General features: G+C 41.6%; 17 protein-coding genes. 5 read left to right on the top strand and 12 right to left on the bottom strand.

The features are described 5' to 3' along the window. The first annotated feature begins 245 nt into the window (after nt 1-245). Nucleotides 246-488, top strand: coding sequence for a type II toxin-antitoxin system ParD family antitoxin (locus tag BVC88_RS16590; protein WP_075351883.1), 243 nt, complete (start codon nt 246-248; stop codon nt 486-488). A 1-nt stretch (nt 489) separates the two neighbouring features. Continuing rightward, nucleotides 490-789, top strand: coding sequence for a type II toxin-antitoxin system RelE/ParE family toxin (locus tag BVC88_RS16585; protein WP_075351835.1), 300 nt, complete (start codon nt 490-492; stop codon nt 787-789). A 200-nt stretch (nt 790-989) separates the two neighbouring features. Here BVC88_RS16585 and BVC88_RS16580 read toward each other — a convergent pair whose 3' ends face one another. The 7 genes from BVC88_RS16580 to BVC88_RS16550 all read right to left on the bottom strand — a co-directional run bounded on the left by BVC88_RS16580 (nt 990) and on the right by BVC88_RS16550 (nt 13,243). Then, on the bottom strand, nt 990-3,239 hold the full coding sequence (locus BVC88_RS16580) for a S9 family peptidase (protein ID WP_075351834.1): 2,250 nt from the start codon (nt 3,237-3,239) through the stop codon (nt 990-992). A 164-nt stretch (nt 3,240-3,403) separates the two neighbouring features. Next, the gene (locus BVC88_RS16575) at nt 3,404-5,584 is read right to left on the bottom strand and encodes a DUF5916 domain-containing protein (protein ID WP_075351882.1); all 2,181 of its coding nucleotides are present in this window, start codon (nt 5,582-5,584) and stop codon (nt 3,404-3,406) included. A gap of 161 nt (nt 5,585-5,745) precedes the next feature. Then, nucleotides 5,746-8,151 (bottom strand): outer membrane beta-barrel family protein, encoded by a 2,406-nt coding sequence (locus tag BVC88_RS16570; RefSeq protein ID WP_075351833.1) that lies wholly within the window; start codon nt 8,149-8,151, stop codon nt 5,746-5,748. Nucleotides 8,152-8,544: 393 nt separating this feature from the next. Next, complete coding sequence (locus BVC88_RS16565) at nt 8,545-9,198, bottom strand: hypothetical protein (protein ID WP_139316593.1); 654 nt, start codon at nt 9,196-9,198, stop codon at nt 8,545-8,547. Nucleotides 9,199-9,216: 18 nt separating this feature from the next. Then, nucleotides 9,217-9,891 (bottom strand): hypothetical protein, encoded by a 675-nt coding sequence (locus tag BVC88_RS16560; protein WP_075351831.1) that lies wholly within the window; start codon nt 9,889-9,891, stop codon nt 9,217-9,219. 229 nt (nt 9,892-10,120) lie between these two features. Further along, nucleotides 10,121-12,271 (bottom strand): cation:proton antiporter, encoded by a 2,151-nt coding sequence (locus tag BVC88_RS16555; protein WP_075351830.1) that lies wholly within the window; start codon nt 12,269-12,271, stop codon nt 10,121-10,123. 12 nt (nt 12,272-12,283) lie between these two features. Further along, nucleotides 12,284-13,243 (bottom strand): calcium/sodium antiporter, encoded by a 960-nt coding sequence (locus tag BVC88_RS16550; RefSeq protein ID WP_075351829.1) that lies wholly within the window; start codon nt 13,241-13,243, stop codon nt 12,284-12,286. 161 nt (nt 13,244-13,404) lie between these two features. Between BVC88_RS16550 and BVC88_RS16545 the strand changes: the two genes are divergently transcribed. Further along, nucleotides 13,405-13,986 carry a DsrE family protein gene (locus BVC88_RS16545; RefSeq protein WP_075351828.1) on the top strand — a complete coding sequence of 194 codons (582 nt, stop codon included), beginning with the start codon at nt 13,405-13,407 and terminating at the stop codon, nt 13,984-13,986. 206 nt (nt 13,987-14,192) lie between these two features. Here the strand turns inward: BVC88_RS16545 and BVC88_RS16540 are convergent, their stop codons facing one another. From BVC88_RS16540 to BVC88_RS16520, 5 genes are all read right to left on the bottom strand, one after another. Further along, the gene (locus BVC88_RS16540) at nt 14,193-15,707 is read right to left on the bottom strand and encodes a flotillin family protein (RefSeq protein WP_075351827.1); all 1,515 of its coding nucleotides are present in this window, start codon (nt 15,705-15,707) and stop codon (nt 14,193-14,195) included. Nucleotides 15,708-15,717: 10 nt separating this feature from the next. Beyond that, nucleotides 15,718-16,287 (bottom strand): serine protease, encoded by a 570-nt coding sequence (locus tag BVC88_RS16535; RefSeq protein WP_075351826.1) that lies wholly within the window; start codon nt 16,285-16,287, stop codon nt 15,718-15,720. 118 nt (nt 16,288-16,405) lie between these two features. Then, a complete protein-coding gene (locus BVC88_RS16530; RefSeq protein WP_075351825.1) occupies nt 16,406-17,179 on the bottom strand; it encodes a TspO/MBR family protein in 774 nt (257 codons plus the stop codon). 119 nt (nt 17,180-17,298) lie between these two features. Continuing rightward, nucleotides 17,299-20,223, bottom strand: a complete 2,925-nt coding sequence (locus BVC88_RS16525; protein WP_075351881.1) for a S9 family peptidase — start codon at nt 20,221-20,223, stop codon at nt 17,299-17,301. Nucleotides 20,224-20,430: 207 nt separating this feature from the next. Continuing rightward, nucleotides 20,431-20,904, bottom strand: coding sequence for a hypothetical protein (locus tag BVC88_RS16520; RefSeq protein WP_075351824.1), 474 nt, complete (start codon nt 20,902-20,904; stop codon nt 20,431-20,433). A gap of 93 nt (nt 20,905-20,997) precedes the next feature. On the opposite strand from BVC88_RS16520, the gene BVC88_RS16515 reads away from it, so the two are divergent. After that, entirely contained in the window at nt 20,998-21,327 is a 330-nt protein-coding gene (locus BVC88_RS16515; protein ID WP_139316592.1) for a hypothetical protein, read from the top strand. Nucleotides 21,328-21,824: 497 nt separating this feature from the next. Beyond that, nucleotides 21,825-22,082 carry a hypothetical protein gene (locus tag BVC88_RS21375; RefSeq protein ID WP_245803663.1) on the top strand — a complete coding sequence of 86 codons (258 nt, stop codon included), beginning with the start codon at nt 21,825-21,827 and terminating at the stop codon, nt 22,080-22,082. Nucleotides 22,083-22,111: the final 29 nt, after the last annotated feature.

Raw genomic sequence — 22,111 nt, 5'->3', positions numbered from 1 at the left:
AATTTGGAGGGGAATAGCACCGCCTGATCTTCAAAAATCTTTTATTTCCTCAGGACTTTATTGATTACTAGATTGGTCTTGGGTTGGTCAAATCCTACGGTTTAGGTTTTATAATTCTTCAAGACTATTGAACAAGAAGATCTTAACTCTTTTCCATTGTATTCAATTTAGCTTATCGTGAATTGGATTTCTTTTTCAATATTTTTATACCAAAAATTGGTATATTTGATTCAAATGCTTTCAATATGAATAAGAATACATCTATATCACTCGGCAATTATTTTGAGGAATTCGTGCAAGACCGAATTCTAGAAGGTCGGTTTAAAAATGTCAGTGAAGTGATCCGAGCAGGTTTAAGACTTTTGGAAGAGGAGGAAAACAAAGTAAAACTTTTGAAAAATGCGATTCAAGAAGGGATTGATAGTGGAATTGCGGATGATTTTGATCCAGAAAAACATTTAGAATCCCTAAAAGCTAAAAACCGCTAGCGTGGGAAAGTATAAGTTCACTAAAAAGGCTGTGACCGATTTGTCCTCAATTTGGGAGTATACTTGTCAGAATTGGTCGGAAACTCAAGCAGACAGATACTATGAAACGCTAATTTCTGCTTGTGAGGAAATTGCCAATAATCAAGGGATAGGTAAGAATTATGAAGGAATCGCTGACAAACTCTTCGGAATGAAGACGAGTCAGCACATTATTTTCTACCGGATTTTAGACAATACCCATGTGGAAATTACACGAATTTTGCATGGAAGCATGGATCTCAAAAATAGAATTAAAGAGTAATGCCAGTTTATCGGTGCTGATAGTTTTTGCCAGCAATTCTGCTCTGCTGTTCAGGATTTATATTCCTGAACTTTTATCCCAGGATTTTTAATCCGATAAGATTGGTCATAAGTTTCCATTTTGAGCAGGAAGATTGGAAATCTTCGGATAGTTCTTCAAGTTACATCCGCTCTTTACCCGTTCACCCAGAAGCTAGTGAATCAATTCACCGGCGTATTCCGCATCAAATAATTTGTCATTAAAGTATATAAATGCAGACTTGTTCCTGCTCCTTCGTAGATGCCATGGGATCGGTTCGGGTAGGGCATCACTTGGAATTGTTTGTTGTGCTTCACCAGCTCATTGATCAGTAGCTCGGCGCTTTGGTAGTGGACATTGTCGTCTCCGGTGCCATGAATTAGAAGCAGGTTTCCTTTTAGGTTTTTGGCGTAAGTAATGGGCGAACCACTCACAAAATCTTCCATATTCTCCTGTGGCAAGCCCATATAGCGCTCCTGATAGATATTATCATAGATGAGCTGATTAGAAACGGAGGCTACGGAGATTCCTGTCTGATAGACCTCTGGGAATTTGAATAGCAAATTGAGCGTCATTGAACCGCCACCACTCCAGCCCCAGACGGCCACTCGGCTTTCGTCTAGGTAAGGGAGTTTTAGGATTTCTTTGGCCGCCAAACCTTGATCCTGTGCATTGATTTTTCCAATATTCCGGTAGATACTTTTCCGCCAAGCGCTTCCTTTTAAGGTTGGGGTTCCACGGTTATCCATATCGATAATTACATAGCCTTTTTGCGCCAGCATCAGATTAAACAAGCCCACTTGCGTATCGATCGCTACTGCCCCCCAAGGCTCCGAATAGACATGGAAAAGCACCGGAAACTTTTTGCTTTCGTCAAATCCGATTGGATAGATGATTCTCGCATCCATAGTCACTCCTTCGCTCGTCGTCACGGTGGTGAATTTGATTTCTGGCTGTGCCAAAGTGGCTAATTTGGTTTTGTAGGCTGAGTTTTCAACCAAAGTTTTTAGCGTTTTGTGGCTTGCTACTTCGATTAGTCGGACAGTTAAGGGTTCATGAACTGACTGATGGGAGTGAAGGGCAAATCGCCCATTTGGAGAAACATCGTAGGTATTGACTCCCTCGAAATTGGCAGGTGTGAGTCGCTGCGTCTTGCCTTTTCCAGTGAGCGAGCTTTCGTACAAGTAGCGCTGAGTAGGATTGGTTGGAGAGGCGATGTAGTAAACCTGATTCGCTGATAATCCCGCAAAAGAGGCTACATCATAGCTTTCTTCTGTGACGGCTTCAATTTTACCGGATTCCAAATTCACTTTGATGATATGTCGCCAATTTCCATTTTCAGTCATTCGAAGAAAAGCTTTTCCGCTATCCACGATCTTCAAATCGTTATTTCCCCAACCGTTGGCTGAGATGTCCGGGTAGCCCAGATCCACCCAGGTTTTTTCTGTTTCAGTATAGACTTTTTTCAGGTCCTTCGTCGAAGGTTTATAAGTCCAGACAAGAAGTTGATTTTGCTTTCGGTTCATCTGCTGGATCAGCAAGAGATCCGAATTGATCCACTGCATTCCAGGGAGGTAGTTTTCAGTTTCGGGTCCGGGAATCGGAATCCAAAGTTGCTGCTTTGTTTCCGGATTGATCAGTCCGATTTTCGCTCCTGCGGGAGTTTGCCCCACCTTCGGATATTGCAGCGGAATCGGTTTAGAATAAATCGAGTCGGTGTTATTGATCATGTAAAATGTGCCAATCTCCGAAGCATCGATCTGCCAGTAGGAAATCCAATCTCCCGATGGGCTCCAGGCAAATCCATCACGCTTTCCAAATTCTTCTTCGTAGGCCCAGTCAAAGGTGCCATTGATTATTTTTCCGGTACCATCGGAAGTGAGTTGATCAATTTTTCCTGTAGAAAAATTCTCCCGATACAAATTAAAACCCTGCACATAAGCCACGAATTGATTGTCGGGGTCAAACTTAGCAAAGAGTAGGGAGGAGGGTTCAAATTGCTTTCCGACTTGGCTCAGCTTTTTTGTGGTCAGGTCATAGACCCAAAAATCTCCTTTGGTATTGGATCGCCAGACTCTGCTGGAATTGGTGAAAATTAAAACTTTGCTGCCGTCCTGACTTAGGGAAAAAGATTCGATTTCGATGACTTTTCCATTAGACTTTAGCGCCGCCTTTGGTACAAAAACAGACTTTTTCTGTGTCGCGCTTTCCCATCGAATCAGTTCATTTCCATCCGACGAATCGTCTACAGTGACATAAGCGTTCCCATTTTCGATCCACTGAATCGGGGCTTGCCGCTCCTGTCGAAATTCATTGGAAGCATAAATGCGCTCTAAAGTCAGCAAGCTAGGTTCAGCCTGCTGTGAAAAAGCGATTTGATTGATACCTATGCCTAGAAGCAGGGCCGTAACTAGAAATTTTTTAAGGAACATGGATTGAAAGTTTTTTAACCTTTCTCAAAATACAGCAAACCTTCGAGCTTTCTAAATATTCTTACTCAGCCAAACAATTCTCTCCCGTATAGGTATCGGGGCTCTTATTCTCTTAATCTCCCATTCTCTAATCTCCTAATCCCTTTTCCCTTTTAATCTTAGCATTAAACATTCCACCAATACGTAAACTTCAACACCAGCGAGCGGTTCTTCACATTGAATGGCTCAGGCAAATAGTTGTCCGTGTAGACTAAGAAAAGATCCGATGCGGGAGCGAATCTCCATTGGAAGCGGGTATTCAAGTTGATGTTTTTGATCTGCTCGTTGTACTGAATAAAAGTCGTCAGGAAGAGTGTATTCGTCATTGTCACATCGATTCTTGGACCGACTAGCCAAAACCGTGTCGTTCCCCAAGGTTCACGAAGCTCGATTTGATTGTAGTTGGCAGCCATGGCTATGGCCACATAAGGCTGAAATCGGTAACCCAAATCAGCAGTAACATTGTATCGCTTGCCATTTTCATAGTACCCGCCCATTCGGGTGCTGAAGGCATAGGTAAATACGCTTTGCGGTTTGGACGTATATTCAGTTCCCCATGCAAACCACTCATGCTCGGAACCTGTTTGAAGCTGCTCACCTCCAAGATTTGTCGGATCAAAGGGTCGCTGCAACTTGACAAAATCATAAGAAGTCCAAAGCATCAAGCGACTTTGACTTCTCCATCGGATATTGTAGGCTAAAATTGTGGCGTTATCCGTTTTTACTCCATTTTTATTCCAAAAGAAAGTACTCCCAAGCTCAGGTCCATGACTTAAGATTTTTTGACTTTTTGGGAAAAAGAGATAGGCTCCGCTCGGGTTAATTTTGTAATACCCTCTCCTAGGTACGTAGCCAACTTCAGCAGTATAGCTTTCCGAGACGTATTCATGTTGCCAGTTCCAGGTCAGGTTGCCACTCGCATACTTTAGATTTGCCGCATGGACAAATCCGTTGCCTGAATTATTTGGAGCAAAACTTTGAAGCACCATTGCCTTTCCAGTCCAGAGATTATTGCTGGAGGCGAGATTGTATTCCAACCCTGCATTTCTGTTAAATTCAGAATAGACAGGCTTCCCTTCTTCTGTAGCATCGGGGTTGTACCGGAGTGATTGCTTATTGACAAAGATCGCCCCGATATTGGATCGCGCACCCACTTGCCTCTGCAAAGACATGACGGTGAAATTTTGGGAGGGCAACGCATCCTTTTCCACTTCAGCAGTCTGCATGGTCATAGCTCCGATTCGCCAATCTTTGTTGATTCGCCCACTCACTCGCGCACCATACTGAATGGGGACATTTAGCCCAATTCTTCGGGAGAAAAATGGTCGGATCGTGGCATAGCCAAAATTTGCAAAGAGGTCTCCATTTTCAAGGAAAAACTGTCTTCGCTCCGGAAAGAATAATTCGAAACGATCAAGATTAGTGACCTGTCTGTCCACTTCAACTTGGGAAAAATCTGGATTTACGGTCAAATCTAAACTCAAAGAAGAAGTCAAACCGATTTTCGCATCCATTCCTATCTCTCTACGGTAGACATTTTCTCCATCATTTTCAAAATCTTTGGCCACGCCTCCCAAAACGTAAGGGATGACGGATACATTTGCGCCGGCAGGTGGAGGTGGATTATCCCATGCTAAAATTCCTGTATAAGCTAAAGATGCAGAGGGGAATTGACGTGGTACCGGAGCCCATCCTGATTTTTCGGTTGTTTTCAAGTCGAGTCTAGAAAAGTTAATTCCCCATTCTGAAATGCCTTTTTTATAGCGAATTGATTTGAAGGGAATAGCTGCTTCAAAAATCCATTTGTCTTCGTAGTTGGTGACTTTGGAAGTCCATTTATTATCCCAACTCAAATCCACGCTACCACCATTGGACATGATACCATCCCACTGAGCACCGGCTGCATTTGCTCCGAAAGAAAAGCCATTGGTTTGATCATCAAAAGGATCCATGAAGAGCAGGAAGTTGTCATTTTTTCCAAAAGAGAAATCCCGACGAAGTGACTCCACCATATAGGGACCTTCCACTGCATGATAATTTACCACAATCAGATAGAGGTGCTCTTCATCATAGCTCATTCGTACATCAGTTCTCACTTGAGCAAAACTGGTATCCATCGGAGTGATCATGAAAAAGTCAGTAGCTACATCGGCATCTTCCCAAGCTTTCTCATCCAAAACACCATCGATGATAATGGGCGAACTCGCTTTCTTGATATTCAAACGATAGTCTGCATTAATTTTTTGGGCGAATGCGCCGGAACTAAAGATTAATAAAAGGAGGGTTGTAAGGGTGATTTTGGGCATTGGGATTTTATTTGACCTTTGAGGTTTTTCCAACCTCGAAGGTCTTGATTTAAATCTAAATCGAAACGTTTACAATTCTTTCAACTGAAGGGCTACGAGAAGAACCTTCCTCCTTCGTAGTTTGGATGATTTCTCCTAAGTCAAATCAAACACCGGACATTCTACTGCCTCAACCGATAGCTCATCGTTAGATTAATCTGTCGACGGACAAACTGTGAATCTCCTTCGGTAAAGAAATTTTCACCTTCGATAATGTAGCGATTCCTTCGGGAATTGAAGATGTCATTGGCAGTTAAAATCAGGTTTCCCCGCTCTCCTAGAATCCTCTTGGAAGCAGAAAGATCCATAAAGAAAATTCCTTTACGAACGCCTTGAGCTGTTTTTTGGCGAGCGTCATAATTCGCCCGAACTTGGATGTCCATGCCATTTCCGAGTGTGAATCTGGATGTTTGTCGTAATAACCAACTGTAAGTTTTCGCTTGGAAATTCGATTCGATATTACTTCCGTCAATATTTGCATGAAAGAAATTCAAGTTCAGATCTAGCTTCCACCAATCATTTATCTTGTAATCCGAGCTGAATTCTACTCCGAAAGATTTTTCTCCAGTCAGATTGTATGGTGCAGTCACCGAGAACCCATCGTCATTGACAGTTCGGATTCGTTCGATTTTATCTGTGGTATTTCTGAAGTAAACGGTGGAAAATAGGGTCCCTTTTTCAAAGTACTTGATATGACCCAGTTCGAATGAATCCGTGAATTCTGGATTGAGATCTGGATTTCCACTGAAGAAATTTCGCTGATCGGAGAAAGTCACGTAAGGACTTAAATCGTTGTAAACCGGTCTTCTCACTCTTCGGCTGTAGCTAAGTTGGAAAGCGTTCTCCGTAGATATATTGTAAGTCAAGTGCGCACTTGGGAAAAGGTTGGTGTACTTCCGAGGATTTCGCTCATTGGTCTCCACCAAGATCGTCTCCACATCGGTATGCTCTGCACGGACGCCTGCCTGATAGCTCCAATTTCCTGTTTTGTTTCCCCAGATTCCGTATGCCGCAAGAATATTTTCATTGTAAAGAAAAATATTGTCCAGCCCTGGAAGCGGGATCAATTCTCCGGATTCATTTTCTTCTGAGACAAGAAAGTCATTTTCCATCTCTCGGAAGCTGGTCCGTAATCCTGTTTCAAATTTTCCTTCCTTTGAAAAGGGCTTCACGTAATCCAGCTGAAGCAAATATTGATTTTCGTATTCGTCGTTGAGGGAGGTCTGGAGCAAATCTGAATTTGGGATCAATTGGACGGTTGGAGAATATGCTGATTCCGTAAATTTCTGATCTGATCGCTCCCAATAATTCAAATAAGTGAAGGCAGTGGTGAGTTCATGACCTTTCTGCTCAAAGCTTTTTTTGTAGCTCACAATTATCTCCGAATTCGGTTCTGCTTCAGTTTCGTCTTGCTGCCGTAGAGAATAGCCCAGGTAATTATCGAAGTTGTTCAGGTAGTCTTCATAGCGAATATCCGTAATCCTTCTGGCATCGCTTCTTCGCCAAAGGTAAGAGGCAGTGAGAATACTTTTTTCATTGAAATAATAATCCAATCCACCACGGATATTATTGTTGAAGCTTTTGACCAGTCCGGAATTATTTTGACTTAAAATGGAAGTGCTGCCATCCTCATTGTACACCTCTTGATACAATTCACCGACGTTTGGTTGATGTCTCCGAGCCAAACTGTAATTGATAAACCAGTTGATTCGATTCTTACGGTAATTGAGATTAGTGGAAAAGCCCAGATTGAGTGGAGTCCCGGCAATTACTTCGAATGAACCGTTGAATCCTTTATTATTGTCTTTTTTCAGAATAATGTTGATCACGCCAGCCATACCTTCTGCTTCATAGCGGGCAGAAGGATTGGTGATGACTTCCACCCGCTCGACCATATTGGCTTGTAGCTGTCGAAGGCCTGCTCCCCCTTTAAAGCTCACCAATCCCGAAGGCTTGCCATCGATCAGGATTCGAACATTGGAAGAACCACGAAGTCTTACATTCCCTTCTGGATCGACCGCCACGGAAGGTAAATTCATCAGAATATCGGAAGCTGTCCCGCCTGCATTTGCTAGGTCTTTTCCGACATTGAAAATCCGCTTGTCCAACGAAAGTTCCATCAAGGTTTTTTCACCTTGAACCACTACTTCATCCAAGTCCGAGGCGCTTGCTTCGATTAAAATATCCCCGAGATTTCGGGTTGCTTGCTGAGAGGAAAGCGTAAACTGAGCTGTTTTCAACGACTCGAAACCCATGAATTCGATCAATCCATAATAGGTGCCAAAAGGAAGTCTGAGCTCAAAACCTCCTTTTTCTCCGGATATGGCACCGCCAATTAGTGAATCCTGCAGGGTAAATATGGCTATGCTTCCGAAGGGGATGGGTTCTCTGCTGGTCTTATCCAGCAGCTTTCCACTGACTTTTCCCGGAGCTTGATTTTGTTGGGAAAATCCCAAAAGACAGAAGCTTAGGAAGAATCCTGAGAAGAGCAGAATTCTACGAAATGTTGATTTGGCAAATTTTTTCATGCCTTAGGAAATAGGTTTAATTAGGCTAATTAAGCTGAATTACAATCAGATAATTTGTCTAAAGCTAATAGAAGCAAAATAATTAACTGTCCTGAAAGTGATTAGCGGTGAAGGAAGAGGATGGCTTTTTTTAAAAGCGTTATAAAGGATTATGATTATCCGCAATGATGCCAGTATATCAAAATGGCCTCGACTTCGCTCGGCCTTCGGATTCGGGGTTAATTAGGATGGTGGGAGGAAATGCGGCACTGCCGCATTTTCCTCCCACCATCCTAATGTAAAACCCAAGGGTCACCGAGCGAAGTCGAGGTGAACATCAATAAAATTTGGTTGCTGGTATGAAAGCGGATATACCCATAAACGATAAAAAGATGCTAATGGGAACAGATCAATTCATCTTTTTCCAGTCAAGATTCCGATTTTAAAACCGATAGTCAAATTAGGACTGAAACTCCATCCCTCGTATCGATACTGATCTGTCAGGAAAGGGGATGGTCCATCGGCTCCGGTAGTTATTCCTTCCAAAGGGGTGACTTCGTTGTGGTTGACCCGGAATCCCAATCCAATGTATTTGTCAAACAATACCCGCTTACTGATGAATTTCTGAGTTCCAATCTTTGCCATTGCGCCGGTTGAAAAAAAGTTAATATTCCCTAGCGTATAGCCGATGCTTTCTTGGCCATTAGAGAAAAAGTCAGTTGAGCGATCAAAATCTTTTACCAATGCAAATACTTCTGCAGCTAAATAGCTCCTGTTTAGATACCATTTGACTTCCGTCCGAAAGCGGATAAATGAAAAATCCTGATTTTGATCCCTTCCTGCATTTGCTCCAAAAACGCCTGCGTTGAGTCCGATTTCGCCTTGCCAACTCAAACTGTCATTGAAGAAATATTCTGCACCGGCTTGGAAGACTACCGTTTCCAATTCGGCCAGCGCCATAGGACTGACTTTGATCAGAACATGCTTGGCAAGATCTTGATTCTTTTGGCCAAAGGCCGAACCCATCAGCAGCGATAAAAGAACAAGAAGGAGATGGTATTTTTTCATTTTCTTTGCCCTCTTTTTTTAGTCTTTAGCGCCTGTTAAAATTCCAACTTTGATCCCAAGAGAGAACTGCATCACCGAATCCCAGCCTTCAAAGCGGTAGCGATCTCCAGTCCAAAAATTCCCATCAAATAGATCTCTGTTCTGATTTTCTGACAGCTCAATTACAACGATTTCCCTAAAACGGGAACGAATGCCAATTCCTGCAAAGGAGTCCAAGAGTATATTATCCGAAACCCAGTGCTGGCGACCAAACTTCAAACCTGTTCCATATACTTGAAAATTAATCCGGGCTTTATCGTACCAGATTTTTTGTTTGAAGGTGGTGTAGTAATCATCTGTTCGGATAAAATCTTTGTCCACGTAGAAGAACTCGAAGCCCCAATAAAATTTTTTTTGGTGGAATTTGATTTCGCTTTTGCTCCGCCAAAGTGAAAAGTCCTCGTTTTTCCCCCTTTTGGAAGGGATTCCGAATACTCCTCCATTGATTCCGAGTTCTGTCTGAAAGCTGATTTTTGGATTGAAAAAGTATTCCACTCCTCCTTGGATGACGATGGTCTCAGGCTCTATAAATGATAAAGGTGAAATCTTAATAAGCAACGTTTTGTCCAAATCGAGCAGTTGCTGTCCAAACGTTTTGCCTTGGCAAGTGGCAACCAAAAATATAACCAGAAAGAGTTGACTCTTCAAATTCATATGATTATAAATTCTTTTGAATGGCCATATGGAATGCCCTAGGTAATCATTCCCCTGTATGAGGACTTTCCTCATGGGCATTTCATATGATTATAATTTCTTTTTAATGGCCATATGGAATCTCGCAACATTTAATCCTCCCGGTGTGTGACTTTTTAGTCATGCTCGATTTCATAGTTGAAGATAACTATAAAGGACTTAGATTTCTCATCCTGATGTTAATTTGCCATTATTTTTTCTTGAAAAGACTTCCGATAATCTTTGCTATGAAATCCAGTCGCTCCATTGGGCCAAGGAGCGAACCATGGATCATCTCTAGGCCGTCCATACCAGTAGCTTTGGGCTGGTTTGGATAGATCAAGATAAAGCTATGATTCCTTAGAAATGTATTGATCAGATTGGGTACATGCTCCATGTTTGGGTGATAGGATTCTTCGCCCCTTCGACTGAGAACCATGATTAAATTATCGTCCGGCTTCAGGATAATATTCAGATTTCCCAATTCCCCCCAATCTGGGAATTCTCTAAACTCAAGCCTGATCGGATGATTTTTAAGAATTTCCTGAAGATAAATACGGGTACTATCGGAAAGGTAAAAGATCATTCTAGCACCGGTATTTCGGGCGATATTCCAGACTTTTACCAGCCAAAAAGGGAATCCTAATTCATGCTCGGCTCCCGGAGGAATAAAAACTAAATGACGTCTATGCGTCTCAAAGGGCTGATTCGGTTTGTAAATGTACGTGGTGGTATTGCTTCGGCTGAGCAGGTTCTCCGTGAGATTTCCCAAAAAAGTATCACTCATATCCTGCTTTTGGTGCAGGCCGAGGACCAGATCTGTGATCTTATTTTCATGGATTACACTGGAAATACCATGGGCAATGCTGGTGTCATAGCGGAGCAATTCATAGAGAAAGTGATCTGTCGCAGCAGCGGTTTCGGATGCTTTGTTGAGGGTTTTTTGAGCTTTCATCTCAGCGCCAGAATCTTGAAGTTCTGGATTGATGATGCTCAATGCATACATGCTTGCTTTCTTTTTTGGGGATTGAAGCAGGATGCTGAGATTGATCAATTCATCCGAAGTTTCTTGATTTCGGACAGGGATGAGAATTCGCTCCGGGATTTCTGAGCTGGTATTCTCATCTAGTGGCGATTCAGCCAAAGCGATATTTTTAGCTCCTTTTTGAGCTTCAAAGGAAGCAATCGTACAGGTGACTAAAATCATGACGATTGTTCCATTCAAAATTGTTTCTGAAAGCAGTCGAATCGGTTCACCCAATTCATCCGTCCCTAAAATCGTATTGTACCCAATCAATACAGCGGCTAGCGTAGCCGCTGCTTGGGCATTACTCAATCCAAAAATAATCCGTCGCTCGTCGATCGAAAATTTATAGGTTTTCTGTGTAAAATAAGCGGCTAGCCATTTTGCTAAAATGGCGATACTTGTCATCACAAAGGCTACCCAAATGGTCTCCCATCCCTCAATAAAAATTCGAAAATCTACCAGCATCCCCACTCCAATCAGGAAAAATGGTATAAAAATCGTATTCCCTACAAATTCCACTCGATTCATCAATGGGGAGGTGTGAGGAATGAGTGAGTTGATGGCTAAGCCAACCAAGAATGCACCAATGATAGCTTCCACACCAGCCAGTTCCGCCATGGCTGCGCCTAAAAAAACCAATACCAAAACGAAAATAAATTGGGATGAATTATCGGTGTATTTCTTGAAAAACCAACGACCAATTCTGGGGAAAATAAATACAATCACCGTGGTAAATACTACCAAAGATGAGATCAACTTGACCCAAAAAACCGAGTTTACTTCACCTTTGGTAGATCCAATTATGATGGCCAATACTAGAAGTGCGAGCGTGTCAGTGATCAAAGTTCCTCCAACGGTGATGTTTACTGCTCGATTCTTAGCGATACCCAATTTAGAAATCAACGGATAAGCTATCAGTGTGTGGGATGCGAACATGCTCGCCAACAAGATCGAAGTGAGTATGGTCATTTCTAGCAAATACAGGCCAGCTAGAATTCCCAGAAACATCGGGATCAAAAAAGTAAACATGCCAAAGACTAGACTCTTTTTGCTGTTTTTTTTGAAGTCCTGCAAGTCAATTTCAAGACCAGCCAAAAACATAATATAAAGTAATCCTGCTGTTCCGGAAAGGATGATGCCACTGTCCCGCTCTATCAAACCCAATCCCTTTGGGCCAACGATCGTTCCAGCGATAATCAAACCCAGAAGGGGAGGGATTTTTATGCGATTGAGAAGTATAGGGGCCAAGAGGATGATTACTAGAATCAACAAGAACTTGATAACCGGATTAGAAATCGGTAATTCAAAACTTGCCAATTCTAAAAGTAGGTTCATCAAAATATCTGATTAAGCAATTTCCATACTTACGAGATAGCCAGTATATGCTAAATAAACGCATAAGAGTAGCAGTGACTGCCATCGGTCAAGACGATGTTTCTTCCCGATAAACATGGCAAGGAACAAGAAGGCTGTACCTCCCAAAAGCATGTAGATATCAGTATTGAATGCTGAATTATAGCTTAGGGGGCGTATTAGACCACTAACTCCAATGATCAAGAGGATATTGAAAAGGTTGGAGCCCACAATATTCCCTATCGCGATATCTGCGTTTTTACGCATTGCGGCCACTACTGAGGTAGCCAGTTCAGGCAGGGAGGTTCCGGCTGCGACGATCGTGAGTCCGATGATTTTTTCACTGACGCCCAATGATTGGGCCATAGCCACAGCATTATCCACTACTAATTTGCCACCGCCGACCAGACCTGCTAAACCCAGAATGATCAGAACCCAGATCTTCAAGTTTGAATAATCCTTATTTTCTATGGTTTCAGCATTTGGATCAGATTTCAATTGAGTAGCTACGTAATAAAGAAAACCACCAAAAAAAGCTAATAGAATTAATGCGTCTATGCGAGAGATTTCTTTGGTCTCAGAAGCGAAATAATTATTCGCTAGAAAAAGCAATCCAACCGCCGCTAAAAAGGAAAAAGGAATTTCCTTCCAAACCGTACTGGATTGGACAGCCAAAGGCGTAATAATTCCTGCTATTCCCAGGATGATAAAGAGGTTAAAATTGTTTGATCCAATGATATTGCCATAGACGATATCCGGGAAATTCCCTTGAGCTGCAACAGCATTTACAACTAGCTCGGGAGCAGAGGTGCCAAATGCAACAATCGTCAATCCAATTGCTAAATCAGAAACATTATATTTCTTGGCAAGAACAGATGCCCCATCCACCAGCCAGTCGGCTCCTTTGACTAATAAGACCAAACCAATTAGCAATAAGATGATTTGAAGAGCCATAGCCAGTTGAATTAGAGATCAAAAGTAGATTGAAAAAAACGTTGATTTTTTACTGCCGAAATAAATATTTTTTTGAAAAGGATTTTCTTCTGAAAAATCCAGGAAAGTGAATAAGTTTTTGAAAACTGCTATCTTTCCAACCTAACACATCTACGGTTTTTATGAAAAAGCACCTAACTCTAATTCTTTTGGTAACACTTGCCTTTCAGGTTAATTCCTTTGCGCAAATGACTATGCCTGACCATATCAAAGATAAAATGACTTACCCCGTTCTTGACTTTGCACCATGGGTAGGAGTGATTCCTATAGAGAATCCAGCGATGCCTTATGATCCAGCGATCACCTATAAAATCGCTATTGATATCTACGGCACTTTCAAAGATTCTACCAAGGTCTATGAGCCTTTTACAGAGATCGCTCGAACCTACAATCTCCATATTGCGAACGGAGTCCCAGCAGAAAAAATAAAAATTGCGGCAATAATTCATGGGGGGTTATCAAGAGCTGTTCTCAGTAATGAAGCTTACAAAGAAAAGTATGGTATCGATAACCCGAATATTCTAGCTCTTCAGGAATTGAAGAAAGTGGGAGTTGAGTTTTACCTCTGCGGTCAAAGTATGGCCTTCCTTAAAATCCCTCAAGAAGATATCACCCCCGAAGTGAAAGTGGCGATTTCCGCGAAAACCACCTTTGTCGCCCTCGATCAAATGGGCTATACCTATATGGATGTGAGTGGGAATTGATTTTTCTGGTATTTCACCATTCTAAAAGCATCTGATAATTGCACCAGAGGTGCTTTCTGATTGTAGGGTTAGATTCGAAAATAAACTAAGAGCACCAGCGGTGCGATCTGATGTTTTTATTCTCTGAAATCAAATCGCTTCTCTGAAGCGGAAGAATTTGTATAAATGCCAATTAATAGCATAAAAAAAGGCCATAAGGCCTTTTTTTATTTGGTTTTTGTTTCCGGATTTGGTTTCTCTGGTTCAGCTTCCTCAAGTTTTTCACCTTTAAGGTAGCTTGGAAGGTTCAAGCCTGCCATATTGAATAAATCATTTAGTGGAGGCACCGTCTTCATCATTCCAGATACAAAATTAGCAGTGGAACCATTCCCTCCTTCATTTTGACCCGAATCCCAAACCGTGATTTTATCAATTTTAATATTTTTCACAGCTTCAACTTGAGTTCGAACTAACTCAGGAAGTTTTTCAATCAATAATAATTGGAAAGCTTTGGTTGGATCTCCGCCTGCAGCACTCACTACTTCACGGTAGCCTTCAGCCTGCTTGGTTAAGATTTCATATAGACCTTTCGCTTCAGCTTCCATCTTGGCAAAGATCGCATCCGCTTCACCTTTGGCCTGCTCTCTGATTCGTTCCGCTTCTGCTTGGGCATCGATAATGGCACGTTGCTTCGCTATTTCGGCTGGAATTACAATATTCGCATTCTGTGTGGATCGTTCTCGTTCTGCTCTGGCAGTTTCAGCTTTTTGCTCCGCTAGGTAGGCCTCTTCCAAAGCTCTAGCTTGCTGTACTTTTTCGGATGCCAAAGCGATTCGCAATGCCTCAGCCTCTTTTTCTCTTCGCAATGCATCGGATTGTGCAATTGAAATTTTCGCTTCGTTCTCTCCTTTAATTGCAATAGCATTCGCCTCGGAAGTTTTTACTCTTGTATCTCGCTGTGCTTCTGCTTTTCCGATACTTTCGTCTTTTGCTGCTTCTGCTATACTAACTTCCCTGTTCTTGTTAGTCACGGCAATTTTCACATCCCGGTCTCGTTGCGTGTCGGCGATCTGAACGTCTTTTTCACGGTCTGCCAGGGCTTTCCCGGTTTCACCTATTTTCTCTTGCTCCGCTACTGATATTTTTGCTTCATTGATTGCTTTTGCTGCTGCTTCTTTTCCAAGGGCTTCGATATAGCCAGATTCATCTTTGATATCAGTTACGTTGACGTTGATCAGCTTCAAGCCGATTTTCTTCAATTCGCTATCCACATTTTTGGAAATGCTTTCCAAGAATTTGTCCCGGTCAGAATTGATCTCTTCGATCGTCATCGTAGCAATTACCAAACGTAACTGTCCAAAAAGTATATCCTTAGAAAGCTCCTGAATCTGCTCGTGTGCCAATCCTAATAAACGCTCAGCAGCGGTATTCATGGTATCCACATCGGTAGAAATAGCAATCGTGAATCGACATGGTACATCTACTCGGATGTTTTGACGAGAAAGTGCATTGGTAAGATTGGCTTCAATAGAAATGGGCTTCAAATCCAGATAGGCAAAATCCTGAATCACTGGCCAGATGAATGCACCACCACCGTGGATACATTTGGCAGAGGTGCCCCCTGTCTTACCGTAGATCACTAGGATTTTATCCGAAGGGCATCTCTTATACCTTGATACCAAGGCAAGAATGGTCACAAAAGTGACTATAGTCGCGACGACTATGATTATTAAAGGGTCCATAAATTGGGGATTAAAGTTTTTCTACAATGAAGATATTCCCACTTTCGATTTTTTTGATTCGAACAGTAGCGTTGGTCTCGATTTTTTTATGCTCAGTCATTGCATCAAGTTCTCGAACAGATCCATTCAGGCTGACCATGATTTTGCCCTTACCCTGCATATTTCCGGGAATGGATAAATACACGTCAGCAATTTGATTGATTGTTTTTTCGGCTCGGAAAGTATTGTCTTCTCCGAGTTTTTGGATCTGACGAATAATGATAAAAAAGAAATAAATGAACCCAAAGCCAACAATCAAGCTAACCAAGATTAGGAGGGATGTGTTGGGAATGAGCTTCGCAAAAGAAATACCTGTCCAGCTGAAGCCTAAAAGGAAATTAATCAGGTTTCGAAATGAAAAAAGCTGGAAAGGAGCTTCTCCGGCAACATCTAAATCCCCATCAAAGTCCGCTTCCAACCCATCTGATCCGCCCGATCCTATAAATGTCAAGATGGTTTGGATGCAAAAGATTAGAGAGACTGGAATGGCGATGTACCAAAAGAGCTTCAGCTCAGGCGGAAGTGCAGATAAGAATTCCATGAAATTTTTATAAAGAACCTAATTTTATTAGTAAACCAAATGACTACCTAATAATAGGAAAAATACTACTAACTCAATCGTTTGGAAAAAATTATTTTAAAAATATTTTTTATTGGGTTTAGGTCTTCATCCTGTTCCTAATCAAATGACTTCCCAAAGCCAATAAAATAAGAGCTGCAGCGATTAGAGCTGCTCCTTGGAGTAAATTCACCGTGCCTCCATGCCGGACTGAAATGGCTAATAAAGCCCAAACTCCGACTAAGGGAAAGGCAATTAAGTTTCTCGAAAAGACGATGAAGATGTTTACCAAAGCTGCAATCGCAATCATCACGATGGCCCAGGTGATTTCGGAAATTCCCCAGCCAGTCCATCCGATTTTTGCCAGATAGGCTGATATATTCGCGACTGTGGCCACGGTGATCCAACCTGCATAAATACTAATGGGAACCCTCACGAGCCAATTTCCTGACTTGTGTTGGGAAGGGAGATTCATTCGGAGATTTAGGATCAAAATCACCAAAGCGAAAAGCATGGCAAGCATGACTACGACACTGAGTCCGGTGTTTTCTGTCAGCCAAAACCAGAGCCAAGCCGCATTTAGGCAATTGGTCATAATTAAATAAGGCCCCATCTGCGAGATGAAATCGCTATCCGTTTTTTTGCTGAAGGCTGCCCAAACCAGGTAAATCGCCTGAGCTACCAGCGCCAAATAGATTATTCCCCAAATGGCAAAAGCATATCCTGCAGGAGTGAAAAAATTATCCAACACGGCACTCAACTCGCCTACGGTTTTCCCCCCGATATTCCCGGTATTGGTATAGTAGTTCCACCAGATCACAACTACTAGTACGATTAGATTAAGAAGGACGTAGATTTTATGGGAGAGTTTCATGTTTCTAAAGCTAAAAAAACTTGAAGAAGAAGGTCTAATCTAAACCAAAAAAAAATCCCGCAGTTCTCACCGCGGGATTTTCCTTTTTTCAGCTTTCTGATTTCAGCTTTCTGATTTTTTTAAAAAGCCGTTTTTTCTAAATGTTCCTCTAAGTCGAGCTTGTTGATTCCTTTACTCAACCAATCCGGTGCGGCTTCGCCTTTGAGATGATGGTTAAAGAATTCCATCATCCGCACGCTATAATCTTTTCGGTTTTCCAGTTTGCTCAGACCGTGATTTTCACCTTTGTACTGAACTAAAACGACCGGCTTTTTTAATCTTCTCAAAGCAGAATAGTACTCGACACCTTGAGTGAAGTCCACTGCTCCATCTTTGTCATTGTGAAGCATCAGCAGAGGCGTTGTCACATTTTTCACATGGTAGACTGGGCTATTTCGCTCATAAGCCTCCCAGTTTTCCCAAGGTGCACCTCGGAATCTTCCCTGTGAAGCTTCAAAAATGGACATATTTCCTCCGCCCGAATTCCAATAGATCAAATCATACATGGAGATCATATTGGTCAATGGCGCTCCTGCAGCAGCAGCTTTAAACATATCCGTCTGCGTGATCAAGAAGGAAGTCTGATAACCACCCCACGAATGACCGTGAATTCCAATATTGTTTTCATCGATGACGCCTGTTTTGATCGCAGCTTTCACTGCTGGGATTACTGCCCAAACAGCTGACATTCCTGGATCATCCAATTTGTACACAATGTCTGGAATGAAGACTGCGAATCCATTGCTGGTGTACACATTTGGATTCCAGCCCGTACCGCTATAGCCCGGATTGGTCCAGTTGTGGCGAGTCTGCGAAAGCTTCTCGTAATAATAAACGACCGTTGGGTATTTCTTACCTTCTATATAACCTGCAGGAAGGAATAATGCTCCCTGAAGCGAATCGCCTTTATCTGTTACATAATTCACCAATCTTGTTCCTGCCGACCAAAGGTATTTATCGGCATCAGGAGCATTGGCTGTGATTTGCTTTGGTGCTGCTAGCGCGGCATCCGTGACATGCATTTGTGGTGGTGTATTGAAGGTCTCGCTGCCAAAGAAAAATACCGGAGCTTTTTCAGCCTTTTGCAATCCACCAATATTTGCATCTTCCCAGACTAGTGATTTGGCACCAGGAGCTAAACCTCCTTTTTTCGCAGGAGAAAGCAACGCTATTCCACTTTTCTTATCCCATTCACCGTAAGTTCGGATATAGACAGGCTTTGTTAGATCGATTCCCTTTTCTTCAGGATCTAGATTGAACCGGTATTGATATCTGATTTTTTCAGCTCTACCATTTTGAGTCAAATTGATCGCTGCTGATTTGCCATCAACTGGCACTTGCCAGATATCCCAATCGTCTCGAAGCAAGACGTATTTGCTATCCGAGCTCCAGCCCAGCGCTCCGACCATTGGTTTTTCTACATTATGATCGTCTTCCACATCGACAAAAGATACTGGAATTTTTTCCGTGATATTGATGGAAGTTCCTGAAGCGATATCATACACATGAAAATGCCCATCTTCGCCATAAATCAACTTGGTCCCATCTGTCGATGGTCTTGGGATCGAGGAATAGGAAGGAAGGTAAAACTTGATGAAAAGCGTCTTTCGATCGCCTGTTTTTAAATCTACAATATAAAAATCGCTATAATTCTGACCGTCTAAGTTGATGTCCAATTCATAGGCTTGATCGTCCATTCCCATCGCATAGCGCTCCTTTGGAAGGATATTCAAATCCTTCATGCTGCTATCCTGTAGGGCTATGTGTTTCTTAGCGGCTATATCGTACATCGCATAGAAGCTGTAGTTTTTGTCCTGATTCTCCATCACCTGCTGACGTGACTGCAGTCGGCTATCATTCCAGTGCCAGATGGTCATATCGGGCTTGTCTGCTTCATTCTCTTTTTTGCCTTTTACCTTTCCGGAGTCGAGTTTGCTGATGGCTTTCTGAAGATCAGCGATTGATTTCAAGGTCGTGTCAGCCATGATTTTTTTCATAGCATCAGCTTCTGCCATCTTCACCGAGTCCTTATCAACTTCTTTTTTGACATCCTCTTTTTTAGCTAACACCAAAGGATGAATCCCGTAGAAAAGCCGGGTCAAATCCTCAGACCACATCGGACGACGAATGCCGCTGATCGTGTAGGACTGATCAAATCCAGTGCTGTCTTTCAAGGCATCGTAGATCGTCACTTGAGGGTTGTTTAGATTTTTTACTCCGATCACTTTTCCGTGATCTTGCTTGTATTTCTTGTCTTCGACTAATTTTAGCGCTGCAAAAGCATCGCCTTTCTCCGTCCAATTCAGTGACTTGTATGCAGCTTTGTCTGTATCCAAGACCGAAGTGCTATTATTGCCCAAGTTCAAAAGATAAACTCCATTTCCAGATTTATTGGCGGCATCCACGGTGTAGGCAAGGTGAGAACCTGACTTATTGAAGCTGAACTCTGCCACATTTCCCAGATTTTGGGTTTTCTTGCTGTTCAAGTGATAGATCAAAAGATCTGAGCCTTTTGCATCCCCATTCCCCTCTTTAGGAAGATTGATGGCAAGGTGGCTGGCGGCATCACCATTGAAGGAGAAGCTGCTGACATTTTCAAAGGTCACTTTATCCTCCTTGCCTAATTCCATCAAGGAAAGCTTGTCTCGAAGCGGCTTGCCTTTGGATTTTTCATTGGCTTTCTTCTCGCTGAATTTTGGGTATTCTTTGAAAGCGATCCACTTGCTGTCGGCGCTGAATTCAATTGATGGGAAATTCGTTGAGCCAATTGGAAAAGATTTTTTGGAATTCGGATCATTTACTTTTTGCAAAATGACTTCTCCGTCTGCCTCCAATGCTACAATTCCATAGGCGATCCACTGCCCATCAGGAGAGATTTCAAAACTGGAGGATTGCATGTATTTCCAGGTAGGGATATCCTTCCAGGTGATTGGTTTTTTCTCTTGGGCTATCGCAAAGCTTGTGACAAGGCAAAGCATCCAAAGAGCAAATAAATGTTTACGCATATTTTGGTTGTTTTTTAGAATGGGAAAATAGGGAAAAATCTCCATTTCAGGATAAAATCTGGAGAGGGCTGAATATTACAAAAGTGACATTTAAAATGAAGCAAGGTTTTAAGGTCTTCCGACTCCTGTGTGGCAAGACTAAGTAGCTGGTATCAATCCAGGAAGTCAGATTATAAAATAGATTCTAATAAAACCTTTAAAATCTTTTCATTTCACTTCTGCTTTTTTTACTATTTGCAATTTTTCATGATGCTGCAATAATGTTGACTCTACTTGCTTGAGGATAGCATTGAAATCATTCAGATTAGGATTTATAGCTTTTATTTTTGGGTCTTTTTGAATTTTCAAGTATCTCAAACCATTGATTTTTAGTTCAAGGATGGTTCTTTGAATTTGTTCCTCAATTGTTTCTTCCACGAAGTAAATCCTGAAATCGTAATTTGGAGCAATATGGTAGTGACCTTTTTCTTTTCCAAAACAATCAAACTTTAGAATTTCCTGTCCAAAAGCTTTTAGAATTACAGCTGGTCCTTTACCGATAGGAAGAGACTTCCAATACACTTGGAAAAACACATCATCTTGAATTTTAAAGATCACTTCGTCTTCATGCGTGACAGTAGTTTTTTTTGGTTGTGGAATAAAACCTATAAATCTTAGTAATTGAATTATGATTTTCTTCATAAAAAAAATAGTTTCACCAAAATTCCCGGAAAGTTTAAAGTAGTCAATTCCTATGAGATATGTTTGCATTCTAATCAATTTCGTCTTTTGAAAATGAAAAGACTTCTTTTACTCTTCTTTTTCCTTGCGCAAGTTTTCGGAGTGGTTTATACCAAATTCAGTTCTGTCAATTATTTCGGATGGGTTCCCTTCGATCAAATATCCTTTTATGAAATAACAGTGAGTATAGATTCAGTGAAACTAAGCTCCCTTCAAGTCAGTAATCGGTATAATTTGCCAAATCCCGGTAGGGAAAACAGGAGTATTTCCCATGTCTTTTCCCAAATATCGCAGTTTGAACGTAGCTACGGGAAGTCAGATTCTGCCCAAGTAAGGGTGATTTATAGAGTAAATGGAAAAGAGGAGGAAGTATGGGATTTTTAAAGTTGGAAAGGTTTCAAAGTAAACAGTTCTTGTCCTTTACACGCCTTCTCTTCGTAGCCAGAATGCTAGTTTTGTACTTGATTTTGATCAAAGGTTCTATGCATATTTTTCCGCCTTTCTTACCTTTTTTCAGTTTCTTGGATGTTTTCAAAGAATTCACCTGGCTTTTTCCTTTGATCGATTGGGTTTATTGGATTTCTCTGGTAGCAATTTTATTAGGTTTCAAGTTTCAGAGATTTTCTTTAATTCTGTCGATCTTAATTTTTTATCAGATTCTATCTTCCAAGAGTCAATATTCGACTAGTTTTCTGTATTCTGGATGTATATTTTTCTTGATTGGAATATTTCACCCGGGATTAGAATGGTCATTCAGGTTGCAGATTGCTCTTTTATACTTGGGTGCGGGTTTGAATAAGCTAATGGATGTTGACTGGTTATCTGGTCAATATTTTGAAAACTTCATCATTAACGTTTACCCAAATTCTTTAAACTTAACCATGGCTAATTGGGTAGGAGAACGGCTATTCGCTCAGCTATTATCGTATACCGTGATTGCAGCTGAACTCGTCCTAGGTCTTTGGGCTATTTCCGGTAAAAAACAAATTCAATTTGCGGCTATCATTCTGTGTTTTCATTTTAGCGTTCTCATTTTCACCTTTGGGAAGCTATCTCTTATTTACATGTATTTGATGGCTGTTACAAGTATTCTGATTTTGCCAATGGGCTTGAAATTCAAGGAAAAACTTATTTTATGAGAAGAAACTAGCTTTCCATAGTTCATAGA

It is taken from the genome of Algoriphagus marinus (assembly GCF_001936475.1).
Taxonomy (GTDB): Bacteria; Bacteroidota; Bacteroidia; order Cytophagales; family Cyclobacteriaceae; genus Algoriphagus; species Algoriphagus marinus.
This window is presented reverse-complemented; position numbering and strand designations above follow the sequence as displayed.

What these genes read in the sequence shown, in the direction of transcription:
- BVC88_RS16590 (WP_075351883.1), top strand. Translation starts at nt 246, where the DNA reads ATGAATAAGAATACATCTATATCACTCGGCAATTATTTTGAGGAATTC.
- BVC88_RS16580 (WP_075351834.1), bottom strand. Translation starts at nt 3,239, where the DNA reads ATGTTCCTTAAAAAATTTCTAGTTACGGCCCTGCTTCTAGGCATAGGT.
- BVC88_RS16575 (WP_075351882.1), bottom strand. Translation starts at nt 5,584, where the DNA reads ATGCCCAAAATCACCCTTACAACCCTCCTTTTATTAATCTTTAGTTCC.
- BVC88_RS16570 (WP_075351833.1), bottom strand. Translation starts at nt 8,151, where the DNA reads ATGAAAAAATTTGCCAAATCAACATTTCGTAGAATTCTGCTCTTCTCA.
- BVC88_RS16565 (WP_139316593.1), bottom strand. Translation starts at nt 9,198, where the DNA reads ATGAAAAAATACCATCTCCTTCTTGTTCTTTTATCGCTGCTGATGGGT.
- BVC88_RS16560 (WP_075351831.1), bottom strand. Translation starts at nt 9,891, where the DNA reads ATGAATTTGAAGAGTCAACTCTTTCTGGTTATATTTTTGGTTGCCACT.
- BVC88_RS16555 (WP_075351830.1), bottom strand. Translation starts at nt 12,271, where the DNA reads ATGAACCTACTTTTAGAATTGGCAAGTTTTGAATTACCGATTTCTAAT.
- BVC88_RS16550 (WP_075351829.1), bottom strand. Translation starts at nt 13,243, where the DNA reads ATGGCTCTTCAAATCATCTTATTGCTAATTGGTTTGGTCTTATTAGTC.
- BVC88_RS16545 (WP_075351828.1), top strand. Translation starts at nt 13,405, where the DNA reads ATGAAAAAGCACCTAACTCTAATTCTTTTGGTAACACTTGCCTTTCAG.
- BVC88_RS16540 (WP_075351827.1), bottom strand. Translation starts at nt 15,707, where the DNA reads ATGGACCCTTTAATAATCATAGTCGTCGCGACTATAGTCACTTTTGTG.
- BVC88_RS16535 (WP_075351826.1), bottom strand. Translation starts at nt 16,287, where the DNA reads ATGGAATTCTTATCTGCACTTCCGCCTGAGCTGAAGCTCTTTTGGTAC.
- BVC88_RS16530 (WP_075351825.1), bottom strand. Translation starts at nt 17,179, where the DNA reads ATGAAACTCTCCCATAAAATCTACGTCCTTCTTAATCTAATCGTACTA.
- BVC88_RS16525 (WP_075351881.1), bottom strand. Translation starts at nt 20,223, where the DNA reads ATGCGTAAACATTTATTTGCTCTTTGGATGCTTTGCCTTGTCACAAGC.
- BVC88_RS16520 (WP_075351824.1), bottom strand. Translation starts at nt 20,904, where the DNA reads ATGAAGAAAATCATAATTCAATTACTAAGATTTATAGGTTTTATTCCA.
- BVC88_RS16515 (WP_139316592.1), top strand. Translation starts at nt 20,998, where the DNA reads ATGAAAAGACTTCTTTTACTCTTCTTTTTCCTTGCGCAAGTTTTCGGA.
- BVC88_RS21375 (WP_245803663.1), top strand. Translation starts at nt 21,825, where the DNA reads ATGGCTAATTGGGTAGGAGAACGGCTATTCGCTCAGCTATTATCGTAT.